9 protein-coding genes are annotated in these 13,433 nt (G+C 37.9%); 8 read left to right on the plus strand and 1 reads right to left on the minus strand.

Annotated elements, in window-relative coordinates:
* Positions 1-333: 333 nt before the first annotated feature.
* The 6 genes from ACSZOX_RS21195 (at position 334) to ACSZOX_RS21220 (ending at position 10,418) form a co-directional block, all read left to right on the plus strand.
* Positions 334-2,592 carry a GH92 family glycosyl hydrolase gene (locus ACSZOX_RS21195; RefSeq protein ID WP_437922211.1) on the plus strand — a complete coding sequence of 753 codons (2,259 nt, stop codon included), beginning with the start codon at positions 334-336 and terminating at the stop codon, positions 2,590-2,592.
* 592 nt (positions 2,593-3,184) lie between these two features.
* On the plus strand, positions 3,185-5,452 hold the full coding sequence (locus ACSZOX_RS21200; protein ID WP_437922212.1) for an alpha/beta hydrolase family protein: 2,268 nt from the start codon (positions 3,185-3,187) through the stop codon (positions 5,450-5,452).
* Between the two features lie 189 nt (positions 5,453-5,641).
* Positions 5,642-7,966 carry a GH92 family glycosyl hydrolase gene (locus ACSZOX_RS21205; RefSeq protein WP_437922213.1) on the plus strand — a complete coding sequence of 775 codons (2,325 nt, stop codon included), beginning with the start codon at positions 5,642-5,644 and terminating at the stop codon, positions 7,964-7,966.
* Positions 7,967-7,974: 8 nt separating this feature from the next.
* On the plus strand, positions 7,975-8,919 hold the full coding sequence (locus ACSZOX_RS21210) for an endonuclease/exonuclease/phosphatase family protein (RefSeq protein WP_437922214.1): 945 nt from the start codon (positions 7,975-7,977) through the stop codon (positions 8,917-8,919).
* A gap of 165 nt (positions 8,920-9,084) precedes the next feature.
* Complete coding sequence (locus ACSZOX_RS21215; RefSeq protein WP_437922215.1) at positions 9,085-9,495, plus strand: Rrf2 family transcriptional regulator; 411 nt, start codon at positions 9,085-9,087, stop codon at positions 9,493-9,495.
* Positions 9,496-9,563: 68 nt separating this feature from the next.
* Entirely contained in the window at positions 9,564-10,418 is an 855-nt protein-coding gene (locus ACSZOX_RS21220) for an SDR family oxidoreductase (RefSeq protein ID WP_437922216.1), read from the plus strand.
* A gap of 94 nt (positions 10,419-10,512) precedes the next feature.
* Here the strand turns inward: ACSZOX_RS21220 and ACSZOX_RS21225 are convergent, their stop codons facing one another.
* The gene (locus ACSZOX_RS21225; RefSeq protein WP_437922217.1) at positions 10,513-10,809 is read right to left on the minus strand and encodes an HU family DNA-binding protein; all 297 of its coding nucleotides are present in this window, start codon (positions 10,807-10,809) and stop codon (positions 10,513-10,515) included.
* A gap of 432 nt (positions 10,810-11,241) precedes the next feature.
* Here ACSZOX_RS21225 and ACSZOX_RS21230 point away from each other — a divergent pair, with 432 nt between their 5' ends.
* Both ACSZOX_RS21230 and ACSZOX_RS21235 read left to right on the plus strand, forming a co-directional pair.
* Positions 11,242-12,423 (plus strand): hypothetical protein, encoded by a 1,182-nt coding sequence (locus ACSZOX_RS21230; RefSeq protein ID WP_437922218.1) that lies wholly within the window; start codon positions 11,242-11,244, stop codon positions 12,421-12,423.
* Positions 12,424-12,520: 97 nt separating this feature from the next.
* On the plus strand, positions 12,521-13,273 hold the full coding sequence (locus ACSZOX_RS21235; RefSeq protein WP_437922219.1) for a hypothetical protein: 753 nt from the start codon (positions 12,521-12,523) through the stop codon (positions 13,271-13,273).
* The last annotated feature ends 160 nt before the right edge of the window (positions 13,274-13,433 follow it).

Genomic DNA, 13,433 nt, shown 5'->3' on the forward strand with positions numbered 1-13,433 from the left:
CAGATTTCAATTCTACTACATTTGTTACATATAAAAACGTATTAGCATAAAACAAAACATCGAAAATTTATATCTTGTATCACGAATTTACCTGATGGAAGGCCAGTAGACAAGATCGTAAATAACTATAGATATGTCTATTTAGCCTGAAAACTAAAAGGTATACTTTTGTGAAGAAATTAAAATTAGCTATAAGGTTGTTTAGCCTGTTTTAGGCTAGAGGATAATCTTTTTGATATTTACTAAAATATAAAATATGAAATATTCATGTTAGACAAAACACAAACACGCATGAATATTCCATATGGCCATTAAAAAACAAATAATATTCATATGAAAAAAATACTTATTATTTTTTATTGTATATGGGCTTTTCAGCTGGAACATAGCTACACGATAGCACAGGTAGTGAAGACGCCTGTGGAATACGTAAATCCGTATATCGGAAATATCAGTCATTTACTTGTTCCTACTTTTCCCACGATACATCTGCCAAATAGTATGCTTCGCGTTTATCCAGAAAGAGCCGATTTTACGGCTGACCAGATAAAGGGACTGCCACTCATCGTGACGAGCCATCGTGGCCGTTCGGCCTTCAACTTAAGTGTATTAAGTGGAAATAAGGATGGATCTTTGCAGCATGTGTATCATTATGCATACGACCGAGAACAGATTAAACCCTATCATTATCAAGTCACTTTATTGGATCAAAATATTGATGTCGATTTCGCACCTGCCCACCAATCTGCGATATATAAGATAAATTTTCAGAACAACAAAGATAAGCTGGTGGTATTTAATTCAGTTTCTGGAACCGTTCAGGTGAAGGAAAGTAGCATAACGGCAACTCAACAGCTTGCAAATAATACGGTGGTTTATCTTTATGGAGAGTTCGATGAAGTTGCAGTAAAATGGGGAGGATTGGCCAGCGGAAAAATTGATCCATTACAGGTTTCGGCTGAAGGAAAAGATGTCGCCGTAGCTTTACAGTTTAAAACCGATAAACCTAAGTTGTCTTTTCGATACGGTATTTCCTTTATCAGTATAGAGCAGGCCCAGAAAAATTTGAAAAGAGAAATTAGAAATTTTGATTTAGAAAAGGTAGCAGATGCCGGCAAGAATGCTTGGAATAAAGCACTTTCTACCGTTAAAGTTGAAACGCCGATTGATGTTGATAAAGTTTTGTTTTATACTTCGTTATACCGCTGTTTCGAACGTCCTGTCAATATTACGGAGGACGGACGATATTACAGTGCTTTTGACGGAAAAGTACATGAGGATAAAAAATCATTTTATACAGATGATTGGATTTGGGATACCTATCGGGCTACGCATCCGCTCCGTTTATTAATTGATGAATCTACGGAATCGGATGTGTTAAATTCCTTTGTGCGGATGTCGGAGCAGATGGATAACTTTTGGATGCCGACTTTTCCCGAAATTACGGGGGACTCCAGACGAATGAATTCGAATCACGGTGTGGTAACTATTGCTGATGCTTATGCAAAAGGATTGCGAAGTTTTAATGTAGAGAAAGCCTATGAAAGCGGAAAGCGTGCTGTGCAGGAGAAAACGCTGGCCCCATGGTCATCGGCTCCTGCGGGATGGTTAGATGCTTTCTATAAAGAGAAAGGATATATCCCCGCTTTATATCCTGGAGAGCAAGAAGTCGTGCCTGAAGTGCATGGTTTTGAAAAAAGACAACCTGTTGCTGTAACTTTAGGAACTTCATATGATGAATGGGCACTAGGGCAACTTGCAAATGCACTTCATAAGTCAACTGACGCGGCCTTGTTCTTAAAGAATGCAAAGAATTATAGAAATTTATTTAACCCGAAGACCGCTTTTTTCCATCCCAAAGATAAAGAGGGTAATTTCATTGAACCATTTGATTATCGTTACGCCGGAGGACAAGGAGCAAGGGCCTACTATGGGGAAAATAACGGATGGGTCTATCGGTGGGATGTACCACATCATGTTGCAGATTTAATTGAGTTGATGGGGGGTAAAGAGAATTTTATCAATAATTTAAATCAGACATTTAGGGAGCCTTTAGGTAAGAGTAAGTTTGATTTTTATAGCCAGTTGCCTGATCATACAGGGAATGTTGGGCAATTCTCCATGGCCAATGAACCTAGCTTACATATTCCCTATCTATATGTTTATGCAGGCCAACCTTGGATGACCCAAAAACGGATTCATGAGCTCATTCGTCAATGGTTTCGAAATGATTTGATGGGGATTCCAGGAGACGAGGATGGCGGAGGTATGTCTGCTTTTGTCGTATTCTCTATGCTTGGGTTTTATCCTGTAACGCCGGGGTTACCTGCTTACACGATAGGTAGTCCCTTTTTTGAAGAAGCAAGTGTAGAACTTTCTACCGGTGAAATCTTCCGGGTTAAAGCGGAAAATTTTGGAGAATTGAATAAGTATATCCAATCTGCGTCTTTAAACGGCAAGCCATTGCATAGAGCGTGGTTGACACATGAGGAAATTAGCAGTGGTGGAGAGCTGCTGCTGCGAATGGGGGATAGACCTCAAAAGGAATGGGCTATTGAAAATCCACCGCCTTCATTCGAAATGCACGAATAGAAACTGGCGATAAATTTGATTATCACATAAGAGCGTCCCGAATCTAAGAAAGATTGTTTGGGACGCTTTTTTTTGAGAATATTTTCTTTTTTTATTGGATAAAATTTTATCCATATTTTATTGTAATGTGTAGTAAATCATTGTTTTATTAGATTTATATTAACATTTTGTGTATGTAAATGCTAATATTTATTGAACTTAAAATTTTTGCTGTCAGATTAGGTGCGATAAAAGGAAAACACTTGCATAAATGTAAAAGAGTTAATTATAGCTAAATAAGAGGAGACTTTGCACTCTTTTTATCTCATACCCTATTTTTTAAGCCAGATATTGGAATGGAAAACGATTTGATTTTATTGTATTTTATGTTTAATTTATCATTGTAAGTTTTTCATTTATATATGTTTATGTGTTTATTTGTTTTTATGTAGTTTTTAATTCAAAAATATAGGTAAAAAACTGTAACAAATTGCCGAATTGGTAGACTAACTAAATGTTACTTTATCTTATTTATACATAAAGGGATGCCTGTCCGGTTGGTTATTGGACAGAGACTAATGCGTACATTATAAAAAAAACAATAGAATCAACTATGAGAAACATTCTTTATTCGATGGTATTTGTAATTTTGGGAATGTCAAATACTATTGCACAAATCAAAGGGGATTGGAAGGGGAAGATGGATGTCCAAGGAACAAGTTTGGAACTGATCTTTCACTTTACCCAAAACGACGAAAAGATAGAAGGAACATTAGATGTTCCCCTTCAGGGGGCGATCGGAATCCCCTTATCGACAGTAAGTCTGGACGCGAACCAGTTGTCTTTATCAATTGACCAAGCAGGCATTAAATATACCGGTACACTCGAGAAAAATAAAATTTCAGGAACATACAGTCAAGGTGGCATGGAATTTCCCCTGCTGTTGGAAAAGACACAAATCACCAAGCCGGGCGACACTTCGCTGGTCTCCACCAAAACACAACTACAAGACTTAATAGCGTTAGATAAAGGTAATTTTAGTTACCAAGTTGAAGATTACTTTGCAAGACCTAAAACTTCAGGCTTTCAACTATCGCCTAACGGTAAATACATTTCCTACCGGGAGAAAGATGAGAAGAACAAACGCCATGTCATGGTCAAAGAAGTTGCCACGGGGAAAGTGGTTCGTGCCATTGAAGAAAAAGAGGAACTGATTCGTGGAATGGGATGGATTAATGATGCACGATTGGTGTATGTGATGGACCAAGGCGGAAACGAAAATTACCATTTATATGCTATCAATATTGACGGATCGAGTAATATTGACCTTACGCCCTTTGACGATATTCAGGCTTCTATAGTAAATATGTTAAAAGAGCAGAAGGATTTTATCATCATCCAGATGAATAAAGATAATAAGCAGGTCTTTGAACCCTACAAGGTAAATGTGAATACTGGAGCGATGGAGAAATTGTTTACCAACGAAGATCCTGCGAATGCTATTGTCGGATACGAGTTTGATAAAGATGGTAACCTGAGAGGCTATGCCAAAATGCTCAACGGAATTAATACGCAGTACTTTTATAAGCCAAGTGGAGCGGACAAGTTTGAACTTTTTCACACAACGAAATGGGATGAAACCTTTAGTATAATTTCCTTTAACTATGCCTCTAGCAATCCTGATGAAGCTTATGTCTTGACGAACTTAGAGTCAGATAAAACCAGTATAGTACTGTGCGATTTGAAAACCAAGAAAATAGTAAAAGAAATTTATGCAAACAGTGAATACGATGCAAACCTAATTTCACTGTCTAGAAAAAGAAACTGGGAAATTGATTTTGTAGGTTATGAAGGTGAAAAAGTTGTTATCAAGCCTATTAGCGAAACCTTCACTAAAATTTACAAGAATTTAGAAAAGCAATTCGGGGGATATGAATTTTCTATCGCAGGAAAGACTGATAATGAGGATCAGCTTTTGGTGGTTGTACAGAGCGACAAGTTGTATGGAAAGTACTATCATTACGATACAAAAACAGGTAAGGCGACTTTACTCGTTGATCTAATGCCTCAATTGAAGGAGGAAGATATGGCCGAAATGCTTCCTATCACGTTCAAATCACGAGACGGCTTAACATTGCATGGATATATTACGCTTCCAAAAGCAGCGTTGAATGGCGAAAAAGTGCCACTTATAGTGAACCCGCATGGTGGGCCGCAAGGTATTCGGGATAGTTGGGGATTTAATCCTGAGACGCAACTTTTTGCGAGCCGTGGGTATGCAACTTTACAAGTAAACTTCCGTATTTCAGGTGGATATGGAAAGGAATTTCTTCGCGCGGGTTTTAAACAAATTGGACGTAAAGCAATGGACGATGTGGAAGATGGTATCCAATATGTGATCGAACAAGGTTGGGTGGATAAAAATAATATTGCGATTTATGGTGCAAGTCATGGTGGCTATGCGGTGCTTCGTGGTTTGACGAAGACTCCAGACCTCTATAAGGCCGGTGTAGACTATGTTGGTGTTTCTAATATCTTTACCCTGATGAGTTCAATTCCAGAATATTGGAAGCCTTACAAGGATATGTTGTATGAAATTTGGTATGATTTGGATAATGAAGATGAAGCTGCAATTGCAAAAGATGTTTCCCCTCTTTTCCATATTGATCAAATAAAAGCGCCTTTATTTGTTGTACAAGGTGCAAATGATCCTCGCGTAAAAATTGCTGAAGCAGATCAGATTGTAAAGGCTTTGCGTGAAAAAGGCGTGGATGTGCCTTATATGGTAAAGTATGATGAGGGCCATGGATTTGGGAAAGAGGAAAATCAAATTGAATTCTATAAAGCGATGATGGGTTTCTTTAGCAAACATTTGAATTAAAGATCTTTATTGTTTAATAGGAAAAGCTGTCGGTCTGAAAAAGATGGGCAGCTTTTCTTTTTTACACGTATTAAAGTTTTTACAAAGTGCGTGTTCTTTTTTAATGAAACAAGACCCGGAATCCAATAGTTTAATGTACTTTTAATAAACTAAAACGTTTAATCAATTTATTAAAACGCATAATAAACTATGATAGATACTATCACAATTTGTAGATCCAGAAGCCTCTGGCAAACTTTAGTAGTTTTATGTAGTGCATTATTGCTCAATTATTCGGGAGTAGCACAAGTAATGGATCCTGCTGATTATGCAGATCCATTGGTAGGTACTTTGTCTAAATATGAGTTGTCTCATGGTAACACTTACCCTGCAATAGCACGGCCTTGGGGTATGCATTTCTGGACAGCACAAACGGGAAATATGGGGAACGGGTGGATTTATACTTATACGGCGGACAAGATCAAAGGATTTCGCCAAACGCATCAACCCAGTCCTTGGAACAACGATTATGGACAATTCGCATTGATGCCTGTTGTCGGAACAGTTAAATTTAATCAAGACGATCGAGCAAGTTGGTTTTCGCACAAGGCAGAGGTCGCAAAACCATATTATTATAGTGCCTACTTGGCCGATTATGATATCGTAACCGAACTAAGCCCTTCTTCTCGAGCGGCCATTTTTAGAGTGAAATTTCCGGCGACAGATAGTGCTGCGATTATCATTGATGCTTTTGATAAAGGTTCTTATATTAAGGTTGTTCCTTCAGAAAATAAAATTTTTGGTTATTCTACTAAAAATAGTGGCGGTGTACCCTCAAATTTCAAAAATTACTTTGTCATTGAGTTTGATAAACCATTTTCTTCATTTTTGTTATTTGCAGAAGAAAGAGTAAAGGAAGGAGTTCTAGAGCTAAAGACAGATCACGCTGGTGCGAGTGTACAGTTCAAGACAAAGAAGGGAGAAACGGTTCATGTACGTGTGGCGTCTTCATTTATTAGTTATGAGCAGGCCGAAATCAATCTTATGGAGGTTAAGGGGAAAAGTTTTGATCATGTGGTTCGGGAAGGACGAGAGCATTGGAATGAAGTATTGGGTAAGGTAGAGATAGAGGATAATAACCTAGAAAGATTGAAAACTTTTTACTCTTGTCTTTATCGATCCACATTGTTTCCTCGGGATATTTCAGAAGTTGATGCTGCTGGGAACCGTATACATTACAGCCCTTATAACGGACAAGTTCTACCTGGGTACATGTTTACTGATACCGGATTTTGGGATACTTTCCGTAGTTTGTTTCCATTGCTTAATCTCTTGTATCCTTCCATGAATGTAGCGATGCAAGAGGGATTAGTCAACGCTTATAAAGAAAGCGGGTTCCTCCCAGAATGGGCTAGTCCTGGGCATCGAGCTTCAATGATTGGAAATAACTCGGCCTCTGTCGTTTCGGACGCCTATCTGCAAGGTTTAAAGGGGTATGACGCTGAACTGCTCTGGGAGGCAGTTGTACATGGTGCGAATCATGTGCATCCAAGCAATTCTTCTACAGGAAGAGCTGGAGTTGATTGGTATAAGGAGTTGGGCTACATTCCTTTTGGTAAGGATGTGAATCAAAACGTCGCGCGAACCTTGGAGTACGCTTATTCAGATTGGTGTATTTATAGATTTGGTCAAAAATTACAGAAGTCATCACAAGAGTTGGAGCCTTTTAGAAAAGGAGCCTTAAATTACCGAAATCTTTATGACAAAGAAACTCGTTTAATGCGTGCGAAGAATGATAAGGGGGAGTTTATTCAACCGTTCGACCCTAGCGGATGGACGAGAGAGTACACGGAAGGTAACGCATGGCATTGGAGTTTCTGTGTCTTTCACGATCCGAAAGGCCTAATCAACTTGATGGGGGGAGAGGAAAAATTTATCCAGATGTTAGATACCGTATTTGTGATCCCCAGCACCGAGGGAATGAACAGCCGTAGCATGATTCACGAAATGCGTGAAATGCAAGTGATGAATATGGGGCAATACGCACATGGTAATCAGCCTATTCAGCATATGCCTTACCTCTATAATTATGCGGCAGCTCCTTGGAAAACCCAATACTGGGTTCGTCAGATTATGGATAAGTTATATGCCGCAACACCCGACGGCTACTGTGGTGACGAAGATAATGGGCAAACTTCTGCTTGGTTTGTTTTCTCTTCTTTGGGATTTTATCCTGTATCTCCTGGCTCGAACGAATATGTAATTGGTTCGCCTCTTTTCAAAAAAGCTACCCTACATTTAGAGAACGGGAAGAAAGTGTTGATTACCACAGATAATCAACAACAAAATGCTTATTATATTCAAGATATGACTTGGAATAAAAAAACTTATCGCCATAATTATTTGCGGATTGAAGACCTTGTAAAAGGTGCAAATCTTAATTTTAAAATGTTAGATAAGCCTAACTACAAACGTGGAGTAAATAAGGAAGACGTACCTTATTCTTTTTCGAACGAGGTACAAGATAAATTATAGAACGCAGTATGAAAAAGATAACCTATATTTCAGTAGCGACTTTTTGCCTTATTTTGGTAAATAGCTTCTCTTTTGCGCAGGAAAGCGTCACCCAGCATTTGAAGGTCGGCAGCTATAATATCAGATACGACAACCACAGCGATCGTCAGAAGGGAAATGGCTGGTCTAGCCGATCACCCGTCATTGCTTCTTTAATTTCTTATGTGGATTTCGATATTATCGGAATACAAGAAGCGTTACATCACCAGTATCAGCAATTAGATACCCTCTTAGATGAGTCATATGCTGCAGTTGGAGTAGGACGAGATGACGGTAAAAGAAAAGGAGAGTATGCGCCTATTTTCTATAAGAAAACTCGATTTGATCTTAGAGATAAAGGTGTTTTTTGGCTGTCGGAGACACCTGAGGTGCCCTCAAAAGGTTGGGATGCAGCCTTGCGTCGTATTTGTACCTGGGTTCAACTAGAAGATAAACGTACGCACAAAATGGTTTGGTTTTTTAATCTACATATGGATCATGTGGGGAAAGTAGCTCGAGAGGAAAGCTGTAAACTGGTTTTGAAAAAGATGAAAGAGATAGCTGGTGATGAAACCGCAATTTTAACCGGAGATTTTAATGTGGATCAAGAGAACCCAATGTATGCTATTTTGGCCAAATCGAATTTTGTTGGAGATAGCTATGTGCTTGCTGATCATCGATATGCCTTAAATGGGACGTTCAATGCTTTCGATGTAAATTTATTTACGAATAGTCGAATAGATCACATCTTCGTGACCTCCGATTTAAAGGTTAAGAAGTATGCGGTCATGACGGATACTTATCGGAGTCCAAAATCAAAGGACTCAGACAAGGAAATTAAAAAAGGAGATTTTCCGAAAGAATTGTCTTTCAAAGAATATACAGTACGTATCCCTTCAGATCATTATCCAGTGGTCGTCGATTTGGAATGGTAAATAGTACAGTCAGGTGCTGCAGATAGAAAATATAGAGAGTATAATAAGAGGGGGGATGTAAAATTGTGTGTTGAAAGTCATAAAAAAGGTCTAAATAGTATTCGATATAAATTTAATTGCAATTAAATTTGTTACATTTAAAATTAGCTATACATTTGTATCGAAATGAATAATACGAGATTTGCTACGGTAATGCATATTTTAACCCTCTTAGACCATAACGCTAGTGAGTGGTCTACTTCAGATTGGATTGCAGGAAGTATCAATATTAACCCTGTAGTTGTTCGTAAGGAACTTAGCATTCTACAGGAAGCTGGATTGGTTACGAGTAAGAAAGGAAAAGTAGGAGGATCTATGCTTGGCAAAAAAAGTAGTGAAATACTTTTGGCAGATATTTATCGTATAGTACGTAAGGCAGACGTTCTTGGAAAGAAGAACTTGCATACGAATCCGCAATGTCCGGTAGGAAAAAGAATTAATGTAGAATTAGAGACGCTTTTTGAAGAAGTCGATGCAGTTGTGCTTAAGTTTCTTGCAGGAAAGACCTTGAAAGATTTTTCTGGACAGTTTGTTTAATTTTTTTTATTTTTAATTGTAACTTTTTTTATTACAAAATAAATCACTCAATAAATTATTTAAATACTATGAAGACAGGTATTTCTGGCGCGACTGGACAACTAGGTAGTTTAGTCGTTGAAAAATTAAAAGAAAAAACTTCGGTAGAAAATATTGTAGCGTTGGTTCGCACGCCGGAGAAGGCAGAACACCTTGGTGTCGAATCACGTCATTTCGACTACAACAACGCTGAGGTATTGGTAGATTCTTTAGGCGGTATCGACCAGTTGTTGTTAATTTCAGGTAACGAGATAGGGCAACGTAAAACACAACATGAAAACGTTATTGAAGCAGCAAAAAAGGCAGGTGTAAAGCATATCGTGTACACAAGTCTATTACGTGCAGATAGTTCTACTTTAAGTTTGGCAGCTGAACATGTGGCTACAGAACAGGCACTGAAAAAATCTGGGATTGATTATACGATCTTAAGAAACGGCTGGTATACAGAAAACTATACGGCCTCCATTGGCGGTGCACTGGCTGCAGGGGCTTTTATAGGTAGTGCAGGGGAAGGATTAATTGCCTCCGCTTCACGTGAAGATTATGCAGAGGCTGCTGCTATCGTATTAACTTCCGCTTCGCAAGAAGGAAAGATTTATGAGCTCGCCGGAGATACAGCTTATACCTTAGCGGACTTGGCCGCGGAAATTAGCCTACAAACAGGAAAAGACTTGCCTTATAACAATTTGGGTGAAGAGGAGTATGCAGAAGTCTTGAAGAATTTAGGTGTGCCAGAACATTTTGCTGCAGCTATAGCTGGTTGGGATGTCAGCGCATCAAAGGGCGATTTATTTGATGATAATCATGTGTTGTCGACATTGTTGGGACGCCCTACAACGCCGTTTTCTGAAACAGTCAAACAAACAATAGAGAACTTGTCTTAAGCCTGACTGAAGATTTTGGATTTTAATGTTTTGAATAGCTCGTTTGAGAATAGATAAAAAGTAAGAGGGTTAAAAAACCCTCTTACAATTATGTTTACTTTTTCTTTCCTTTTTTAGGAGCATCTACAGCTTCTTTTAACGCTTTTCCAGCAGTAAATTTAGGAAGTTTTTTTGCCGCAATTTTGATAGTTGCACCTGTTTGCGGATTTCTACCATTACGCGCAGCACGGTCAGAGATACCAAATGTACCAAATCCAATAAGGGTAACAGTTTCACCTTTTGATAAAGAGGATGAAACGGCTCCTGTAAAACTGTTCACTGCTTTCTCTGCTTGTGATTGCGTAATTCCAGCCTCGCTGGCAATATGCTTGATCAAGTCTGCTTTGTTCATTATATTTAAATTTAAGATTGATAGTACCTGTACTAATTTTGTGCCATAATTACCGCATAGACATCTTTAACACAATGATTTTTGTTTTTTTTGATTTTTTGTTTAAAATAACGTTAAATAATCCCCTTAGGATACCGTATTTACTTTTAGTGATTAGATTTTTACCTATCGTTAGCGAGTTCTAAAATAGAAAAAAAATATTAAAGTGTATGTAATTTTAAATTTAATTTCAATTTTTTGTGCAAACTGTATTCTTTTTCAGATACATGAAGCTCGGTACCTACGTGCTTCCGTAGTCTCCATCCTTTAAAAGCCGCATCAGTTGGCATCTTGTTTGTTGTGAAAACGAGACTCGCAGAAACAGGATTCTATATCGTTATAAGAAAAAGTAGAATTTTGTCTATACATAATGGGATCAAATTAAATAGTGGTATGGTACAAAAGAGCTTAATCTTTTTTTTATTATCTATAACTGTGTTGCTTTCAAAGGCGCAGGTATACGACCTGTCGATAGAAAATTTGCGATTGCGAACGCGTGATTCTCTACAGCATCTTTTGTCGGCTATTGGACCACAGTTAATGGATACCACATTGTCAACGAAAGAACAACAAGCCCTGTTTGATCCAATATATGTCTATGCACAGGAAAATCGGAAAGTATTTACAGAAATAAGAAAAAGATATTTCAAAGAATTGCCTGCTCCACCATCTGGTTTAAAAGAACTTCAAATGGAAGAGGTGAGTGGTAGTGTATTGTTAGGCATGTTTGCGGACGCCAAATATTCGACAATTACCCTGGTTCAATCGTTTAAGCCTTTAAGTATAGCCTTGTTAATTGCTAATTTTTTTCAACCGGAATTTGTGCAGAGGGAGGATATTGGCTTCACGGAACTGTGGCAATCTTATCTCTTCGGTAATCAAGTTTTTGTTGAAGAAATTCAGCAAAATAAGTGGAAATTATGGGCAATGAACAGATTTTATGTATGGAGTTTTATCCTCGATCTTGAGACTGATAAGGTGGAAAAACTACAGTATTCTGGATTTAATAATCCTGCCTTTACGCAATTGGATATACCTTTTGTCTCTTACGAAACAAAGTATAGTATAGATAAATTGTATTTAGAATTGAATGCCGTGCGCTGGAATAGTTACAAGAACTTACCCGAAGATTTAGAAAATGAGAGCTCGTTAGAAAATTATATCGATAAGTGTTTAACCGAATTCTACAATACGAAACAAGAGCAGTTTTTCGTCATAAGGAAGAAAATTGTTCAAGATTTGGATAAAGAAACAAATGCGCAACAGTTCTATAAAAACGAGGTCAATATTCCGCAAGTCGAAAAAAATGAATTGAAAGCACAAATAAAACCTTATTTCTTGCAACCTGAAGAGATTACTCAATATCTTATGGCATTGGCAAATAGTCTTCAACCTTTAAATGGAGATGTGCTTAAAATTAGTCAAAATGCTATTGTTGGTTTTAAACACAAGGTGCTATCGGTTAAAGATCAAGTTAATTGGACAATTTTGTCCATTGGATCTGTAATATCTTTTCAATATAATTGGAATATTCGTAAAGGGGAAGTTTCCATGATAAAGCTTTTTGAAAGCTAGCTTACTGAAAAAGGTAATTAGGATGTTTACCGACGACGCCTCTATGTTTCGATAAACTCGATGACAGGTTCTCTTTTTGTTTTTTACATATATATTTATGATATTTTTTTATAGTATTTACGATCATGTATTAGGGGAAATTGAAATTTCGGCTACCTTAAAAGATGATGAAATCCTTAGACCTTATACGTTGCGGATTGTGACACCTGCTGTACGTTTCTTTTGGTTGCCTCTAGGTGGCGGACTTCTGAAAATCCCCATTTTATACGATTCAAACGGCATAGTGGTTAAAAGAAAACGCTACTCGGAATCGCTTAAACAACGAATCAGCGAATTTAAGAGAGAATGTGTAATCCCTCATTTTAAATTGTGGAGAGGTTCGCTATTTGTAGTATTGACAATTGTTATTGCTGCCGGAGTTGTTGGTCTGAAGAATAAGATTGATGTTGGAAATCAGTTGGAGAAAACGGCATATATGGTCGATAAGCTTTCAAATATAGATTCTGGGCAGCTTTACGCGGTTTCATTCTTTTGCGACGTGGATGGAAATAGTATAAATGGGTTGCCCGAAGGATGGATTCGGATTGTGGGAAGAGATGCGGATACTCTTTTTGTGCAGAGGTCTGTAAAAACTGTTCCATTAAAGCCTGTATTTGATATAGAACATGTAATGCCCATTCTTCCGAAGAGGGAGAGTGATTGGGAGTCCACAGTGGAAAAGCTCGATTACAGATTGATGAAGCCAAAACTTAAATCTTCCTTGGCTTCGAGAGGTGTAGATGTACTTTATGTGGAAGCGGATAGGGGCAAATATCAAGGGGTAGTCTTGAGCATAAATGCGGCATTGTGAAGGATATGTATTTATTTAACTGGAATAGCTTCGGGCCCTTGTGTTATAAAAAATACAGGGGCTCTTTGTTTTTATCAACTGTGTATTTAGTTCTATTTAAGTTCGGTGTTAACAGGGGTTTTATAGGGGTATAGTAGGGGGTTAATAGGGGGTTAGTAGG

This window comes from Sphingobacterium sp. LRF_L2 (assembly GCF_965644235.1).
Classification (GTDB): Bacteria; Bacteroidota; Bacteroidia; order Sphingobacteriales; family Sphingobacteriaceae; genus Sphingobacterium.